The sequence below is a fragment of the Glycomyces artemisiae genome (genome assembly GCF_003002955.1).
In the GTDB taxonomy this organism is placed as follows: Bacteria; Actinomycetota; Actinomycetes; order Mycobacteriales; family Micromonosporaceae; genus Glycomyces; species Glycomyces artemisiae.
The window spans coordinates 900,639-916,647 of record NZ_PVTJ01000001.1; the positions used below are offsets into that span (position 1 = coordinate 900,639).

Annotated in this window: 15 protein-coding genes; 6 read left to right on the forward strand and 9 right to left on the reverse strand. The window is 72.6% G+C overall.

The features are described 5' to 3' along the window. Positions 1-34: 34 nt before the first annotated feature. From B0I28_RS04275 to B0I28_RS04305, 7 genes are read right to left on the reverse strand one after another with little or no spacing between them, the layout of a single operon-like run. Positions 35-721, reverse strand: coding sequence for a substrate-binding domain-containing protein (locus B0I28_RS04275; RefSeq protein ID WP_219926538.1), 687 nt, complete (start codon positions 719-721; stop codon positions 35-37). Then, positions 718-1,701 (reverse strand): phosphoglycerate dehydrogenase, encoded by a 984-nt coding sequence (locus tag B0I28_RS04280; RefSeq protein ID WP_106362533.1) that lies wholly within the window; start codon positions 1,699-1,701, stop codon positions 718-720. Before B0I28_RS04280 ends, B0I28_RS04275 begins: the two co-directional genes overlap by 4 nt. After that, positions 1,698-3,125 (reverse strand): NAD-dependent succinate-semialdehyde dehydrogenase, encoded by a 1,428-nt coding sequence (locus B0I28_RS04285; RefSeq protein WP_106362534.1) that lies wholly within the window; start codon positions 3,123-3,125, stop codon positions 1,698-1,700. The genes B0I28_RS04280 and B0I28_RS04285 overlap by 4 nt, the downstream gene beginning before the upstream one ends. After that, on the reverse strand, positions 3,122-4,840 hold the full coding sequence (locus B0I28_RS04290) for a GH39 family glycosyl hydrolase (protein WP_106362535.1): 1,719 nt from the start codon (positions 4,838-4,840) through the stop codon (positions 3,122-3,124). The genes B0I28_RS04285 and B0I28_RS04290 overlap by 4 nt, the downstream gene beginning before the upstream one ends. 2 nt (positions 4,841-4,842) lie before the next feature. Then, positions 4,843-5,706: a carbohydrate ABC transporter permease gene (locus tag B0I28_RS04295; RefSeq protein WP_106362536.1), complete on the reverse strand. Its 864-nt coding sequence runs from the start codon at positions 5,704-5,706 to the stop codon at positions 4,843-4,845. Next, entirely contained in the window at positions 5,703-6,623 is a 921-nt protein-coding gene (locus B0I28_RS04300) for a carbohydrate ABC transporter permease (protein ID WP_106362537.1), read from the reverse strand. The genes B0I28_RS04295 and B0I28_RS04300 overlap by 4 nt, the downstream gene beginning before the upstream one ends. Then, positions 6,620-7,897: an extracellular solute-binding protein gene (locus B0I28_RS04305; RefSeq protein WP_106362538.1), complete on the reverse strand. Its 1,278-nt coding sequence runs from the start codon at positions 7,895-7,897 to the stop codon at positions 6,620-6,622. The genes B0I28_RS04300 and B0I28_RS04305 overlap by 4 nt, the downstream gene beginning before the upstream one ends. Positions 7,898-8,061: 164 nt before the next feature. On the opposite strand from B0I28_RS04305, the gene B0I28_RS04310 reads away from it, so the two are divergent. From B0I28_RS04310 to B0I28_RS04335, 6 genes are all read left to right on the forward strand, one after another. Further along, a complete protein-coding gene (locus B0I28_RS04310; RefSeq protein ID WP_106362539.1) occupies positions 8,062-8,766 on the forward strand; it encodes a GntR family transcriptional regulator in 705 nt (234 codons plus the stop codon). Continuing rightward, positions 8,763-10,001, forward strand: coding sequence for an FAD-binding protein (locus tag B0I28_RS04315; protein ID WP_106362540.1), 1,239 nt, complete (start codon positions 8,763-8,765; stop codon positions 9,999-10,001). The genes B0I28_RS04310 and B0I28_RS04315 overlap by 4 nt, the downstream gene beginning before the upstream one ends. Before the next feature lie 68 nt (positions 10,002-10,069). Continuing rightward, a complete protein-coding gene (locus B0I28_RS04320) occupies positions 10,070-10,795 on the forward strand; it encodes a GntR family transcriptional regulator (protein WP_219926539.1) in 726 nt (241 codons plus the stop codon). A gap of 158 nt (positions 10,796-10,953) precedes the next feature. Beyond that, positions 10,954-12,321, forward strand: a complete 1,368-nt coding sequence (locus B0I28_RS04325) for a hemolysin family protein (protein WP_106362541.1) — start codon at positions 10,954-10,956, stop codon at positions 12,319-12,321. Beyond that, a complete protein-coding gene (locus tag B0I28_RS04330; protein ID WP_106362542.1) occupies positions 12,318-13,355 on the forward strand; it encodes a hemolysin family protein in 1,038 nt (345 codons plus the stop codon). The genes B0I28_RS04325 and B0I28_RS04330 overlap by 4 nt, the downstream gene beginning before the upstream one ends. A gap of 141 nt (positions 13,356-13,496) precedes the next feature. Continuing rightward, on the forward strand, positions 13,497-14,444 hold the full coding sequence (locus B0I28_RS04335) for a cation diffusion facilitator family transporter (protein WP_106362543.1): 948 nt from the start codon (positions 13,497-13,499) through the stop codon (positions 14,442-14,444). On the opposite strand, the gene B0I28_RS04340 is transcribed toward B0I28_RS04335, so the two are convergent. Then, positions 14,441-15,376 carry a M56 family metallopeptidase gene (locus B0I28_RS04340; RefSeq protein WP_106362544.1) on the reverse strand — a complete coding sequence of 312 codons (936 nt, stop codon included), beginning with the start codon at positions 15,374-15,376 and terminating at the stop codon, positions 14,441-14,443. The two genes, B0I28_RS04335 and B0I28_RS04340, sit on opposite strands and share 4 nt — an antisense overlap. Beyond that, complete coding sequence (locus tag B0I28_RS04345) at positions 15,373-15,738, reverse strand: BlaI/MecI/CopY family transcriptional regulator (protein ID WP_106362545.1); 366 nt, start codon at positions 15,736-15,738, stop codon at positions 15,373-15,375. The genes B0I28_RS04340 and B0I28_RS04345 overlap by 4 nt, the downstream gene beginning before the upstream one ends. Between the last annotated feature and the right edge of the window lie 271 nt (positions 15,739-16,009).

A 16,009-nucleotide genomic window follows, 5' to 3' on the forward strand; every position in this document is an offset into this window, starting at 1 on the left:
CGGGCGGAAGCGGGCCGTTCACTCCCGCTGCCGCTCAACCGGCGACGCCCTCCAGTCCCGTGTCGCGGTACCGCGCGACCGCGGCGGGCGAGGCGAGGTGCGCCACGAGCGCCCGCGCGGCCTCGTCCGCTCCGGCGCCCGTGGCGGCGGCGAACACCGTGTAGTGCTGGGCCGCTTCGGGAAGCGGCCCCACGAGCCGGGCCTCCGGCACGAACCGCAGCTCGCTCAGCTGCTGCACGGCCAGATCGGCGCGCCCGTCGAGGAGCGTCTCCGCCACGAAGCCCTTCTCCACCACGGTGGCGCGGGCGTTCACGCGGTCGGCGATGCCGAGGTCGGCGAGGAGCGACGCGAAGTAGACTCCGCTCGCGCCGGTCTGCGAGTACGCGACCGAGCGGGCCGCCACGAGCGCGGCCTTCATTGACTCCACAGTGGAGATGTCGGGCAGTTCGCCCTCCCCGGGCGGGGCCGCGACGCCGACCCCGACGCGGGCGATCTCCACGGCCTCGTCGAGGACGCCCGCCGCGACCAGCTCGGCGAGCTGGTGTCCGACCCCGATCATGACGTCGGGGTGGTCGCGGTGCTCGATGCGCTGCAACAGGACGTTCGTGGGGTCGTAGACCGCCTCGACCTCGTGCCCGGTGTCCGCGGTGAAGTCGGCGAGGACCCCCGCGTCCAGGGCGAGGCGGACGGCCAGGGTGCTGAACAGTCGGACGGGCTTCACGCGGCCCCCTTCAGGTAGTCGGGGTTGACGAGGTTACCCGGGCGCGGGTCCCCTGCGAGGAAATCGGCGACCTGACCCGCGGCCATGAGGCTCGACCGGGCCCGCGCCTGGTGCGTCGCCGCTCCGATGTGGGCGGTCACGAACACCCGGTCGAGGCCGCGCAGCGGGCTGTCGGCGGCGAGCGGCTCGGTCTCCAGCACGTCGAGCGCGGCCCCGCGGAGGTGCCCGCTGCGCACCGCGTCGGCGAGGGCCGCTTCGTCGAGGACGCCGCCGCGGGCGGTGTTGACGAGGAACGCGCCCGGCTTCATCGCCGCGATCCGCTCGCGGTCGATGAGGTTCCGAGTCGACTCGTCCAGGAACAGGTGCAGCGTCAGGAAGTCGGAGGCCGCGAGCACCGCGTCCAGCGAGCCCCGCTCGATCCCGTGGTCCCCGGCGAAGTCCGCGTCGAAGTACGGGTCGTACGCGATCACGGTCATCCCGAGCGCCCGCGCGACCCGCGCGACGGCCTTCCCGATCGAGCCGAGCCCCACGATCCCGAGCACCGATCCGGCGAGCTCGGTGCCGCTCGGCTGCTCCCACCGGCCCTCGCTCACGGCCGCGATGTTCTGCGGCAGCAGGCGGGCGCCGTTGACGAGCTGGCCCAGGACCAGTTCGGCGACGGACTCGCGGTTGACGCCGGGCGTGTATGTGACGGCCACGCCCGCGGCGGTCGCGGCGGCGACGTCGATGTTGTCGTACCCGACCCCGCAGCGCCCGAACACACGCAGTCGCGTTGCTGCCGTGATGACCTCGGCGGTGAACCGGTCCGTCCCGGCCACGATCGCGTCCGCGTCGGCCACGGCGTCCGCCAGGGACTGCCCGCTGACGCGCCGGTCCGCGGCCCGCGCGAACACGACCTCGTGCCCGGCGCGGCGCAGGAGCCGCTCGACCTCGCCGCCCGGCTCCAGATATGCGGTGGTGACCAGCACCCGCGCGCTCATGCGCCCTCTCCTCTCACCTGCGTGTAGACGGCGACGGTGTATTCGCCGATCCCCTCGGTGCCGCCTTCGCGGCCGTACCCGGAGGACTTGACGCCGCCGAACGGCGCTTCGGCGACCGCGAGCGCGGTGCTGTTGACGCCGATCATGCCGACGTCGAGGCGCGCGGCCACGTCCCGTGCGGCCTCCGCGGGCCCGAAGACGTAGGCCGCGAGGCCCTGCTCCACGGCGTTCGCCCGCGCCACCGCCTCGTCGAGGTCCCGGTACGGCAGCACCGGGGCGACCGGACCGAACGGCTCCTCGGTGAGGATGCGCGCGTCCTCGGGCACGTCCGCGACGACCGTGGGCGCGTAGAACCACCCCGGCCCCTCGATCCGGTGCCCGCCCGTGAGGATGCGGGCCCCGCCCTCGCGCAGGTCGTCTACAAGGGACTCAACGGCGGCGAGGCGCCGCGCGTTCGCGAGCGGCCCCACCTCGACGCCCTCGGCGTCCCCGGCCCCGACCTTGAGGTTCGCGGCGGTCTCGGCGAACACCGCCGCGAACGCCTCCGCGTCTTCCTGCGGCACGAAGAACCTGGTGGGGGAGATGCACACCTGCCCCGCGTTGCGGAACTTCGCGCCCGCGAGCGTCTTCGCGGCCGAGGCGGTGTCGGCCCCGGGGAGCACGATCACGGGCGCGTGGCCGCCGAGTTCGAGGCTGAGCGGCTGGAGGTGCTCGGCGGAGAGCCGCACGAGCTCGCGCCCTACCGGGATCGACCCGGTGAGCGTGATCTTGCGGATCGCGCGCGACCCGATCACCTGCGCCGCAATGGAAGGCGCGTCGCCGGTGACGACGGCGACGGCGTCTCCGGGCAGGCCCGCCTCCACGAGGCACTGCGCGAGCGCGAGGGCCGCGCTCGGGGCCTCCTCGGCGGGCTTGACGAGGATCGAGCACCCGGCGGCGACGGCGGGCGCCAGCTTCCGGGCCGGGAGCGAGGCCGGGAAGTTCCAGGCGGTGAACGCGGCGACGGGTCCGATCGGGCGCCGCTCGACGCGGAACTCGCGGTCGCCGTCGCCCCAGGTCCGGCCGAGGTCGCGCAGGGCCTCGTGCGCGAACCAGTCGAAGTACCCGGCGGACTGCTCGATCTCGGCGCGGGCCTCGCCCAGGGGCTTGCCCTGCTCGGCGGTGATCGCGCGGGCGACGGTCTCGGCCCGGCCGCGCAGGAGCGCCGCGGCCCCGGTGAGGACCCGCGCCCGCTCCTCGGGTGCTGAACGGCGCCAAGCTCGGAAGCCGCGTTCGACCGCGGCGAGCGCGTCGTCCACATCGGATGCGGTGGCGAGGGCCGCGGTGCCGACGGCCTCGCCGGTGGCGGGGTCGCGGAGCGGGACGGCCCCGCCGTCGGCGGCCGCGCGGAGGCGGCCGCCGACGTACAGGAGAGTGTCGGTCATCGCGGTTCCAGGACCACGAGGGACACCGACGGCAGCGGGAGCGCCGTCTCGTACCGCAGCGCCCCGTCCTCGGCGGTCACCGTCCGCGCCTCGCCGACGGTCTCCAGGCCCTGCCTCGTGTGGATCGCCTTGAGCGCGTCCGCGTCCGGGTCCTGCGGGGACCCGAGGGCCTCCCACACGGTGTGGGCGTTGGAGTGGTCGGCGTCGATGCGGTACTCGGTCGCCGTGTAGGACCCGGCCGCGAGGCCGGTGAAGGCCAGAGCCGCGGCGGTCGGCTCCGGGTCCTGCGCGTACTGGTCGTCGCCGTGGCGCCACACGAGCGCGGTGACCGTGCCGTCGTCGGCGATGGACGCGAGCGCGTCGACCTCCTCGGGCATCCCGTACTCGCGGCCCGAGAGGTCGTCGATGGGGAACGCCCGGTCCGAGACGGCCGGGAGCCGCCGCCGTCCGAGCTTCGCGAAGAGCCGGTAGGCGTTCATGAGCGGCTTCTCGATGCCGCCCTGGGTGGTCCACGACCGGGTGCCCTCGAAGTACCGCTCGCCCTCGAAGTAGAACGACCAGGTGGTGGCCTGCTCGATGTTGTCGCTGTGTGCCGCGGAGAGGTCGAGGAGCTTCTTCATGAGCTTGGCCTGGAACACCGGGTAGTACTCGGTGTTCTGGAACCGGAAGTTCGGGTTGTCGTAGGCGGAGTGGTGCGCGGGCACGCCCGCGTCGCACTCGTCGATGAGCGCGGGCAGCGCCGCGTACTCGGGGAACTCGTCCATCACGGCGAGGAGGCGGTCCACTTCGAACAGCATCTTCACCGCCGAGGGCGACTCCTGCACGGGCGCGGGGGCGCCGATGGGCCCGTAGGTGCGCCACGGCGTGAACGCCGAGCCCTTGGTGTGGAAGGAGACGTAGTCCAGCGGTGTGCCGGTCGCCTTGCAGTGCTTGAGGAACCCGCGCAGGAACTCGACGCCGTCGTCGCCGCCGGTGACCGAGGGCCCGCCGACCCGCGCGTCCGGGAGCACGCCCCGGATCGCCTCGACGGTGACGGTGTACAGGTCGTAGTACTGCTGCGGGGTGCCGCGCCAGTAGAAGATGTCGGGCTCGTTCCACAGCTCCCACACCCAGGTGGACACCTCTTCGGCGCCGTACCGTTCGAGGACGTGCGCGGCGGTGGCGGCGCACAGGCCGGCCCACTTGCCGTAGTCCTTGGGCGGGAACGACCACAGGCCCTGCTCGTAGGCGCTGTAGACGGTGGGGCTGGAGAGCACCGGGAACACGGCCTTCTCGGGTACGAGGTCCTTCGGGGTGAACCCGAGTTCGACGAGCACGTGGTGCCCGGCGCCGGTGATGGCGTCGTAGGTCTCGTCGAGGAGCGTGAAGTCGTAGAACGGGTTCCCGTCGGCGTCCTCGTGGTAGACGTTCCCGTTGCCCCAGTGCGGCTGGCCCCAGCCGCTGCCGGAGCAGAACATGTAGTGCGGGCGCACGTGGAACGGCTGCGGGGAGAACGCCCCGATGCTGTTCAGCAGCTTCTTGCCGTCGGGCCGGTACGTGTAGTTGATCTCGTCGTAGCCCATGCTCGCCCAGATCGGGGCGAGGTCGACGCCCGGCGCGGCGGCGTCGATGCGGACCTCCGCGTCGCGCACGTGCCGCGGGTTCGGGTCGGACCGGGTCGCGGACGGGTGCCGCCGGTTCCGCCCGGCGTGCGCGGTGGTTCGTGAGTTCGGCATGGTCAACCTTTCAGGCCGGTGTTGCTGATGCCCTGGACGATGAATCGCTGGGCGAGGAGGAAGATGAGCAGCGGCGGGGTGATGGCGAGGATCGTGGACGCCATGACCACCCCGTATTCGCTGTCCCCGTAGGCGGATCGGAACGTGATGAGCGCGAGCGGGAGGGTCTGCATCGACGGCGTGGAGGTGGCGATGAGCGGCCACAGGAAGTCGTTCCACGCCGCGAGGAACACGAGGATGCCGAGGGTGGCGAGGCCGGGCCTGATGAGCGGCAGCACGATGTACCGGTAGTTCTGCCAGGCGTTCGCGCCGTCGATCTTCGCGGCCTCGGTCAGCTCCACGGGCAGGTTCGCGATGAACTGCCGCAGCAGCACCACCCCGAACAGGGACACCACGTGCGGGATGATCAAGGCGCCGTACGTGTTCAGCAGGCCGAGCGCGGCGAACTGCTGGAACAGCGGCACGAGGATCACCTCCGTGGGGACGAGCATCATGAGCACGATCGCGGCGAGCACCACCGCGGAGCCGCGGAACGGCAGGCGGGCCAGCGCATACGCCATCATCGAGCACACGACGAGCGCGAGCACTGTCGCCGCGACGGCGACGACGGTGCTGTTGAAGAACGCCACGAACACGTTCACGGCCCGCCCGTCGGGCTGCACGAGCTTCGTCCAGTTCTCGCCGGTCGGGTCGCTCGGGAGGAACCCGGAGCCGGAGGTGATCCGCTCGGCGTTGAACGAGCCGACGAGGACCCACAGGATCGGCAGGGTCCACGCGAGGGCGAGGACCGCGGCGATGATCGTGCCGATGCGGCGGGCGCGCCGGTCGGGGCTCTTGGATCGCGGGCGCAGGGCGGCGGCGGTCATGAGGCCCTCCTTCGGGTGAGCGCGAGCTGGACGGCGGTGACGACGAGGATGACGAGCGCGAGGGTCCAGCCGATCGCGGCGGCGTAGCCGGTCTGGAAGTCGCGGAACCCGGACTCGTAGAGCATCTGGAGGACGACGCGGGTCGACCCGGCGGGCCCGCCCTGCGTCACCAGGTACACCTGCTCGAAGACCTTGAACGAGTCGATGAGCCGCAGCAGGATCACCAGCATGAGGACCGGGGCGATGGCCGGGAGCGTGATGTGCCGGAACCGCTGCCAGAGGTTCGCGCCGTCGATCTTCGCGGCCTCGTAGAGCTGCGCGGGGATGTCCTGGAGCGCCGCGAGGAGCACCAGCAGCGGGAAGCCGACGCGCCACCACAGGGTGATGAGGACGACCGCGCCCATGGCCTCGCCGGGCGTGGACAGCCACGCCTGCTCGGGCATGCCGATCGCGCCGAGGATCTGGTTGACGTTGCCGCCCAGGGGGTTCAGCGCGGTCTGCCAGATGATGGCGACGGCCGCGCCGGTGAGCAGGTAGGGGGAGATGAACGCGGCGCGGATGGCGCCGCGGCCGCCGAGCCGCTGGTTGAGCAGCATCGCCAGCAGCAGGCCCACCGCGACCAGGACGGGCACGTTGAGGACCACGAACAGGGCCGTGTTCCCGAGGGCCGCATGGAAGTCCGGGTCCGTTACGAGGCTCGCGTAGTTGTCGAGGCCGACGAATCCGCCGGTGCCCTCGGCCATGTTGGTGTCGGTGAGGCTCGTGTAGAAGCCGTTGACGACCGGCACGACCCACAGGAACAGCAGGAGCGCCAGGAACGGCGCGGCGAACAGGATGCCGACGCGCGTGAGCCGCTTGCGCCGCTTGGGAGCCGCCGCGGGCGTCGTCTCTGCAGGGGTCTCGACGGTCGCGGTCATCGGGTCGCCCCCTTGATCGCGGCGGTCGCCTGCCGGGCGGCCTCGGACATGAGCGACAGGTCCTCGTTGCGGTACACGATGGACTGCGTGGCGCTGGTCAGGTACGTGAGCGCCTGGTTCCAGCGCGGCGCGTAGGGGACGAACCGGGCGCGCGGCTGCTCGGCGACGAACGTGCCCATCGCGGCGACGACCGGGTCGTCGCTGGCCTCGATCTCGGCGTCGACGCCGTTGAACGAGGGCGCCTGCGACCCGGCCCAGGTGACCGACCCTTCGCGCACGACCCACTCGATGAACTTCGCGGCCTCGGCCCGCACCCAGTCGTCGTTGCTGCGCTGCACGGGGATGCAGTACACGTGCGAGGTGGCGGCGACGGCGGGCGCGGCGTCGAAGAACGCCGGGACCGGGGCGACCCCGAACTCCTTGCCGTCCTCCTCGTTGGCCTTGACCACGTCGGCGAGGCCCCACGGGCCGATGAAGATCATGCCGACCTGCTCGTCCTGGAACTGCTGCCCCATCTGGACGCCGTCGAGGAGCTGCGAGGGCGCGATGCCGTCCTCGTGGACCCAGCGCCGCTCCATGTCGATCGCCTCCAGGGACGCGTCGGAGTCGAACGCGGCGGTGCCGTCCTCGGCAACGAGCGTGCCGCCGTTCTGCCAGTTCATGGTCAGCCACGGCATCCACGTGGCGGGCTCGCGGATGAACCCCCACACGCCGCTCTCCTTGAGCGCCTTGCCCGCCGCGACGAACTCGGCCGCGTTGGCCGGGGGCCGCTCGGGGTCGAGCCCGGCCTCCCTGAACAGCCGCTTGTTGTAGACCATGGCCTGCGGGCCGGTGCTCATGGTGATGCCGAGGCGCCTGCCGTCGGCGACGGCGAGGTCCTGCGTGCCCTCGACGAAGTCGCCCTCGGCGAAGCCGAACGCGGCGAGGTCGAGTTCGTGGAGGAACCGGCGCAGGGGCGGGACCTCGTTGTTGTGGAGCGCCATGATCGCGGGCGGGTTGCCCGCGATGGACGAGGTGACGAGCTTGGTGAGGTAGTCGCCGCCGTACGCGGGCGCGGACATGCGGATCTGCGCGCCCTCGGACTGCTCGTTGTAGCGGTCGACGATGCCTTGCATGACGACGCCGTCGGGCCCCGTGTAGAAGGTGACGAATTCGAGGACGTTCCCGCCGGCGGCGGTGGTGTCGTCGAACGGGGAGCCGCAGGCGGTGAGGAGCGGTCCGGCACTGGCTGCCGCACCCGCTCCGAGGAGTGCTCTTCGGGATATCTGGACCATTCGGCGCGCCTCCTTGCGCGATCCGGTGCCGCTGTCAGGGGTCGTCGGCTCGGGTTGTGCGAGGGCACCGGTGCCGACTCCGGGAACGCTAACCCAGTGATTGGAGATTGTCAACAATAAATAATCTGCAACTTGGTGGTAGGCTTCCGGGCGAAGGAGGACCCGTGCAACTCACCCCGTTCGATGTCGCCGCCACGACGCCAGCGCTCGCCGCCCTGGTCGCGGACCGGCTGCGGGACATGATCACCCGCGGCGAGCTCGCCCCCGGCGAGCGCCTGAAGGAGACCGAGCTCGCCGACGCCCTGCACGTCAGCCGCGGCCCCGTGCGCGAAGCGATCGCCCTGCTCGCCGCCGAAGGGCTCGTGGAGACCCAGCGGTACCGCGGCGCGCGCGTCATCAGCCTCAGCGCCCGCGACATCGAGGAGGTCTACTCGCTGCGCCTCGCCATCGAGCGCCTCGCGATGGCCCGCGCCGCCGCCCGCTGCGGCCCCGAGGACCTCGCGGCCCTCGACGACGTCCTCACCCGCATGAAGGACCTCCCCGCCGACGCCGCGCCCGGCGACGTCGCCGCCCTCGACCTCGAATTCCACGACCTCGTCTACGAGGCCGCCGCCCACGCCCGGCTCGACCGCACCTGGGCGCCCATCCGCAGCCAGGTCGCCGTCTTCCTCAACGCCCGCACCGACGGCGACTACTTCCGCTCCACCAGCCACGCCAAGCACGCGCGGCTGCGCGACGCCCTCGCCTCCGGCGACCCCGCCGCCGCGGTCGCCGCCATCGACGACCACATCGGCTGGGTGCTCCTGCGCCTCGCCCCCTCCCACATCGACGAGACCCCCGAAGACAAGACCACCGAAGGAACCGCATGAGCACCAACTGGGCCGGGAACATCCGCTTCTCCACCGACCAGACCGCCCGCCCCCGCACCGTGGCCGAACTCCAGGAGACCGTCGCCGCCGCCGGCCGCGTCCGCGCCGTCGGCACCGGCCACTCCTTCAACGACATCGCCGACACCAAGGGCCTCATGGTCTCCGTCGCCGACCTCCCCGCGCACGTCGACATCGCGCCCGACCGCCGCACCGCCTCCGTCCCCGCCGGAGCCCCCTTCGCGCACGTCGCCCGCGCCCTCCACGCCGAAGGACTCGCCCTCGGCAACACCGGGTCCCTCCCGCACATCTCCGTCGGCGGCGCCGTCGCCACCGGCACCCACGGCTCCGGCGACCGCAACCCCGCCCTCTCCGGATACGTCGCCGCGATCGAATACGTGCGCGCCGACGGCCAACTCCTCACCCTCAGCCGCGGCGACGACGCCTTCGACGGCTCCGTCGTGGCCCTCGGCGCCCTCGGCGTCGCCGTCCGCCTCCACCTCGACGTCCGCCCCGCATTCGACCTGCGCCAGGACCTCTTCCTCGACGCCCCATGGGAACCCGTTCTCAACAACTTCGATGCCATCACCGCGGGCGCCTACTCCGCGAGCCTCTTCATCCAGGACTGGGCCGCCCCCGCCCTCACCCAGATCCTCCTCAAGACCACCGGCACCGCCCGCCCCGACCTCCCCGTCCCCGCCCGCTACTCCACCGCCCGCGCCGTCTCGCCCGTCGCCGGAGCCGCCGACGACACCGTCACCCGCCAAGGCGGCGCCCCCGGCCCCTGGCACGAGCGCCTCCCGCACTTCCGCCACGACGCCGCCCCCTCCAACGCCGGAGACGAACTCCAGTCCGAGTACTTCATCGACCGCGCCCACGCCCCCGCCGCCCTCGAAGCGCTCCGCACCTACGCCGACGCGATCAACCCCGCGCTCCTCGTCTCCGAGATCCGCACCCTCGCCGCCGACGGCCTCTGGCTCAGCGGCGCCTACAAACGCGACACCGCCGCCGTCCACTTCACCTGGAAACCCCACATGGACGCCGTCCGCACCGCCCTCACCGCCGTCGAGCACGCCCTCGCCCCATACGACCCCCGCCCCCACTGGGGCAAGCTCGCCGCCGACCCCGACCGCCTCGCCCGCTTCCCCCGCGGCCGCGCCTTCCGCGAACTCGCCGACCACGCCGACCCCGCAGGCAAGTTCCGCGGCCCCTTCCTCGACCGGGTGCTCGGGGCCTGAAGCGCCCCACCGGCATACACTGGACCACCGGGCCGGCAGGCGGCCCGGGCACAGGAGAGGAGACCGACGTGGCGGCACCGGACCTCATGGGCGCGCCCGCGATGCCCCCCGCCCTGTCCACGCTCGTCGCCGACCGCCTCCGCGAGATGATCACCCGCGGCCTCCTCGCTCCCGGCGAACGCCTCAAGGAAGCCGAACTCGCCGACTCCATGGCCGTCAGCCGCGGCCCCGTCCGCGAAGCGATCTCGATCCTCGAACGCGACGGCCTCATCGAGACCCTCCGCCACCGCGGCGCCCGCGTCATCACCCTCACCTTCGACGACATCGAAGAGGTCTACTCCCTCCGCCTCGCCATCGAACGCCTCGCCATGGAGCGCTGCGCCGCCCGCGCCACCCCCGAGACCCTCGCCCGCATGGACGACGTCATCGCCCGCATGAAGGCCCTCGCCCCCGACGACGACCACGTCGCCCTCGACCTCGAATTCCACGACCTCGTCTACGCCGCCGCCGACCACACCCGCCTCCAGCGCACCTGGAACCTCCTGCGCAGCCAGGTCTCCATGTTCCTCAACGCCCGCCTCGACCGCGACCACTTCCGCGCCTCCGCCTGGAGCGAGCACGCCGAACTCCGCGACATCCTCGCCGAAGGCGACCCCGCGGCCGCCGTCGCCGCCGTCGAACGCCACATCGGCTGGACCCTCCGCCGCATCCGCGAGACCCGCGGCGCCGACCCCGACACCCCCGCCACCGGCCCCCTCTCCGGCCCCGGACCCCAGGGCAAGACCGGCCTCTGACCGCCCGCGACACGGAATGTGATCCGGGCGCCCGCACCCTGCGAACACCGCCGAGGGACCGCTATCCTCGTGCGCATGGACGATTCACCCAGTCATAAACCCTGGCTCACCTCGGGGCGGCCGCTGCCGATTCCCGCCACGCCGCAGCGAGGTGAGCGTTGAGCACGGAAGTCTGGGGCATCCTCGCGGGTGTCATCCTGACCGTCGGCACCGGCCTCTTCGTGGCCTCCGAATTCGCCCTCGTCAACCTCGACCGGCCCGAACTCGAACGCCGCCGCTCCCAAGGGGAGAAGGGCCTCGGCCCGAGCATCAAGGCGCTGCGAGTCACCTCCACCCACCTGTCGAGCGCCCAGCTCGGCATCACCCTCACCACCCTCCTCGCCGGGTACACCTTCGAACCGGCGATCTCCTCGCTCCTGCGCGAACCGCTCCTCGGCCTCGGCGTCACCGAGAGCGCCGTCTCCGGCGTGGGCGCCGTCGTCTCGATCGTCGTCGCAACGCTGTTCTCGATGATCCTCGGCGAACTGGTCCCCAAGAACTTCGCGCTGGCGGTCCCGCTGGCGACCGCGAAGCTCGTGGTGCCCTTCCAGATCGGGTTCACCGCGGTCTTCAAGCCGCTGGTGCTGCTGTTCAACGGCACCGCGAACCGCACGATCCGCGCGATGGGCATCGAGCCCAAAGAGGAGCTGTCGGGGGCGCGCAGCGCCGAGGAGCTGAGCTTCCTCATCCGCCGCTCCGCCACCGAAGGCGCCCTCGACCGCGACGAAGCGGCGATGCTCCACCGCACGCTCACCTTCTCCAGCCACACCGCCGGAGAGGTGATGACCCCGCGCGTCAACGCGGTCACCTTGGAGCGCACGGCCACCGCCGCCGACGTCATCGCCGAGGCGGCCCGGACCGGGCACTCCCGGTTCCCCGTCCTGGGGGAGGACGTCGACGACGTCATCGGCGTCGCGCACGTCAAGACCGCGTACGGCGTCGAGTTCGACCGCCGCGCCGCCGTTCCCGTCACCGACCTCATGTCCGAGCCGCTCAAGGTCCCCGAGACCGCGGGCGTCGGCTCGCTGCTGGGGACGCTGCGCGGGCGCGGCTTCCAGATCGCCGTGGTCGTCGACGAGTACGGCGGCACCGCCGGGATCGTCACCCTCGAAGACCTCGTGGAGGAGCTCCTCGGCGAGGTCCACGACGAGCACGACCGGCGCCGCGCCGACATCGTCAAGCACGCCGACTCCGTCGTCGTCTCCGGCTCCCTGCGGCCCGACGAGCTCTGGGAGCGCGCCGGAATCCGCATCCCCGAAGGGGAGGACTACGAGACCGTCGCGGGCTACGTCCTCGACGCGCTGGAGCGCATCCCCGCGCTCGGCGAGGAGATCCGCCTCGAACGCGGCCTCCTCCGCGTGGACCGGCTCACCGGCTCCCGCATCGACCGCCTCCGCTACCTGCCCGACGACCCGGCCACCGACCCGGCCTTCGGCGGCACGCGCGAGCGCATCCTGGAAACCTTCGAGCAGGAGGCCGACCGATGAGCGAGTACGTGCCCGGACTGGTCTGGCTGGTGGTCCTGCTGGTCGCCAACGCGTTCTTCGTGGGCGCGGAGTTCGCCGTCATCTCGGCCCGCCGCTCCCAGATCGAGCCGCGCGCCGCCGCGGGAAGCCGCGCGGCGAAGACGACCCTGTGGGCCATGGAGCACGCGACGCTCATGCTGGCGACGAGCCAGCTCGGCATCACCGTGTGCTCCCTGGTGATCCTGAACGTCTCCGAACCGGCGATCCACCACCTGCTCGAATACCCGCTCGGCTGGACCGGGCTCACGCCCGCGATGGTCAGCGGGATCGCGTTCGCGGTGGCGCTGCTGGCCGTGACGTTCCTCCACGTGGTCTTCGGCGAGATGATCCCGAAGAACATCGCGTTCTCCGTGCCCGACCGCGCCGCGCTCCTCCTCGCGCCGCCGCTCGTGCTCGTCTCGCGGATCGTGCGCCCGCTCATCTGGGCGCTGAACGCGATCGCGAACGGCGTGCTGCGGCTGTTCCGCATCGAGCCGAAGGACGAGGCCCAGAGCGCCTACACCATCGACGAGGTCGCGACCATCGTCGAGGAGTCGCAGCGCGAGGGCACCCTCGTCGACGACTCCGGGACGCTCGCGGCCGCGTTCGAGTTCACCGAGAAGACGGTGGCCGACGTGGAGGTCCCGCTCGCCGACCTGGTGCTCCTGCCCGCGGGCGCGACCCCGCGCCAGGTGCAGGAGGCGGTCTCCGACAGCGGGTACTCCCGCTACGTCCTGGAGAACGGCGGCGCGCCGCACTCGTACCTGCACCTCAAGGACGTGCTGGACCTCACCGGCCCGGCCGACCTCGACGCGCCGATCCCCGCCGACCGCTTCCGGGACCTCCCCGCGGTCGACGCCGCGGCCGAGCTGGAGGACGCGCTCGCGCAGATCCGCTCCCAGAACGCCCACGTCGCCCGCGTCGCGGACGCCTCCGGCGCCGTCACCGGCGTGCTCTTCCTCGAAGACATCATCGAAGAGCTCATCGGCGAAGTGCAGGACGCCGCCAGCGCGTGAGTCCCCGACCGGCCGCGCGGTCCGCCGCGCGGCCGGTCTCACAGATTCCCGTTCCGCTTGACTTCCCGCAGGGGACCGCGTAGCGTCGGCCCTATACATGCAAGCATTGCAATATGATATTGATTTTGAAAGCGAGTTTCAATGGGCCACGGACACGACCACGGTGCAGCCGCTCACGCGGGCGGACGCCACGCCTGGCGGCTGCGGGCCGCGCTCGCGCTGATCGGCGTCTTCTTCGTGGTCGAACTCGTCTTCGGCCTGCTCTCCGGTTCCCTGTCGCTGCTCTCGGACGCCGGGCACATGGCCGCCGACGTCACCACCCTCACCGCCGCCCTGGTCGCCACCCGCCTCGCCGTGCGCCCCGACACCACCGGCCGCCGCTCCTACGGCTCCTACCGCGCCGAGATGTTCGCCTCCGCGTTCGCGGTCCTCGTCATGCTCGGCGTGGCCGTCTACATCGTCGCTGAGGCGATCGGCCGGATCGGCGCGTCCCCTGAGATCCAGGTCGGCCCGATGCTGGTGGTCGGCGCGCTCGGCCTGGCCGTGAACATCGCCGCGATGGCCCTCCTGCGCGCGGGCGCGGGGGAGAGCCTCAACGTCAAGGGCGCGTACCTCGAAGTCATGGCCGACACGGCCGGGTCGGTCGGCGTCATCGTCGCGGGCGTCCTGGTCGCGACCACCGGCCAGGCCGTGTGGGACACCGGTGTGGCCCTGGCGATCGGCGTGTTCGTCGTGGCCCGCGCACTGCCCTTGGGCCGCCAGGTGCTCGCGATCCTCGCCCAGCACGCCCCGCCCGGGATCGAGCCGGCGCGGGTCGCCGGGTCGCTCGCCGGGATCGACGGCGTGCGCGAGGTCCACGACGTGCACGTCTGGACCCTCACCTCCGGGATGCACGTCGGCACCGCGCATCTGGTCACCGAGCCGGGCGCCGACGGCCACGCCGTCCTCGACCGCGCCCAGGACCTCCTGCGCGCGGACTGGGGCATCGACCACCCCACGGTCCAGGTCGAACCGGCCGCCCACGCCGGGTGCGACGAACCGGGCCGCTGCCCGGTCCCCAAGGAGGTCACGGTCCCCAAGGAGCTCTAGCAGCAGGCGATGCCCACTGCGGCCGCGACCGGCGCGGCCATGATCAGGAGCGGCGCCGCGAGCGCCGCGAGGTTCCCGCCGAGGATCGTCCCGACCCCGGCGGGGCCGGGTCCGCTCCGCTCGCCGAGGAGCCGTTCGATCCGTGCGACGGTGTCGCCGCCGCTCGCGGCCATCGCCCGCGGCGGCACCTGCGCCGCGGCCACATGGAGGAGGCTCGCGGCGAGCGTGCGCCGCCCGGCCGCCCGCGCGGCGGTGTCGTCGGCGGCCATCTCCACCAGGTGCGCAACGTGATCCGGCATTCTCGCGAACAGCGGCACGGCCCGGAACGCCCGGCCCGCCGCCTCGGCGACGAGCGCGATCAGGTGGTGCCGCCCGGCCAGGTGCGCCCGCTCGTGCGCCACGACGGCCCGCAGCTGCGGCCGGTCCAGGAGCGCGACGGCCCCTGACGTGAGCGCGATGAGGCCCCCGCGGCCGGGCAGGCAGAACGCGGCGACCCGCGAGTCGTCGACCACGCTCGCCCCGGACACGGGCTCCACGTGGCATCCGGACAGCATGCGCCGCAACAGGTCCCGCTCCCGCCCGGCCTCCCGCGCCACGGCCGCGAGCGTCCCGAGCGCCCGCGCGGGCACTCCGAACACGAGCACGACCGCGATGGAGCCGAGTGCGATCGCACCGAACGTCCCGTAGTGCTCCCGCAGCTCCGTGAGGCAGTGCCACGCGAAGCCGCGCGGGCCGCCGTCGTGGACCTCCAAGGGCACCACCAGGACCGCGCCCGCGAGCACGACCGCCAGGAGCCACGACCCCGCGAGCGCGAACCACGACGCGATCGCCAGCCGCGGCAGCGACGAGACCCACCGGGCCCGCTCCAGCACGCGCGGCCCGTACCAGCCGAGCACGGCCGCATAGGAGAGGAGGAGTCCGGCGGCGATCACGACGGCCGTCCTTCGGCCTCGTCCATCAGGGCCTTGAGCTGCGCCAGCTCCTCCAGCGAGATCTTCCCGATGAACCGCAGGAGCGTCGCGCCGCGGTCGGCCGAGGACTCCAGGACCGACGCCATGGCCTCGGCGTCGAAGTCCTCCCGGGCGAGCGCCGGGCGGTACGCCCAGGCGCGGCCGACGCGCTCGCGCGTCACGATGTCCTTGCGGTGCAGGTTGTCCAGCACGGTCATCACGGTCGTGTAGGCCGGTTCGGGCTCCCGTTCGAGGGCCTCCAGGACCCCGCGCACGGTCACCGCCTCCGCGGCGCCCCACAGCACCGCCATGATCGCCGCCTCCAGCTCCCCGAGCCGCCGCATCCGCGCCCCCAAATCGTCCGTGAGCGCCCATCGTAGTGCCGGGCGGCGCGGAGCCGGAGCGCCGGAGGACCCGGCCGGCGCCGCCGCCCGGCTCGGGCATCGCGTCTCGCGGGCGCCATGCAGACAGCATGGCGCCCGCGCCGGACCTTGCGGAGTCCGACTGAGAGGGCGATCGGCTCTCGTTCCGGCTCCTAAGCGAAAGCCCCGGCTCACAGGCCGGGGCTTTCGCGCTGGCGGACCTTACCGGCTGTTACCACGACCCTCCGCCGTA

What these genes read in the sequence shown, in the direction of transcription:
- B0I28_RS04280 (WP_106362533.1), bottom strand. Translation starts at nt 1,701, where the DNA reads ATGAGCGCGCGGGTGCTGGTCACCACCGCATATCTGGAGCCGGGCGGC.
- B0I28_RS04285 (WP_106362534.1), bottom strand. Translation starts at nt 3,125, where the DNA reads ATGACCGACACTCTCCTGTACGTCGGCGGCCGCCTCCGCGCGGCCGCC.
- B0I28_RS04290 (WP_106362535.1), bottom strand. Translation starts at nt 4,840, where the DNA reads ATGCCGAACTCACGAACCACCGCGCACGCCGGGCGGAACCGGCGGCAC.
- B0I28_RS04295 (WP_106362536.1), bottom strand. Translation starts at nt 5,706, where the DNA reads ATGACCGCCGCCGCCCTGCGCCCGCGATCCAAGAGCCCCGACCGGCGC.
- B0I28_RS04300 (WP_106362537.1), bottom strand. Translation starts at nt 6,623, where the DNA reads ATGACCGCGACCGTCGAGACCCCTGCAGAGACGACGCCCGCGGCGGCT.
- B0I28_RS04305 (WP_106362538.1), bottom strand. Translation starts at nt 7,897, where the DNA reads ATGGTCCAGATATCCCGAAGAGCACTCCTCGGAGCGGGTGCGGCAGCC.
- B0I28_RS04315 (WP_106362540.1), top strand. Translation starts at nt 8,763, where the DNA reads ATGAGCACCAACTGGGCCGGGAACATCCGCTTCTCCACCGACCAGACC.
- B0I28_RS04330 (WP_106362542.1), top strand. Translation starts at nt 12,318, where the DNA reads ATGAGCGAGTACGTGCCCGGACTGGTCTGGCTGGTGGTCCTGCTGGTC.
- B0I28_RS04335 (WP_106362543.1), top strand. Translation starts at nt 13,497, where the DNA reads ATGGGCCACGGACACGACCACGGTGCAGCCGCTCACGCGGGCGGACGC.
- B0I28_RS04345 (WP_106362545.1), bottom strand. Translation starts at nt 15,738, where the DNA reads ATGCGGCGGCTCGGGGAGCTGGAGGCGGCGATCATGGCGGTGCTGTGG.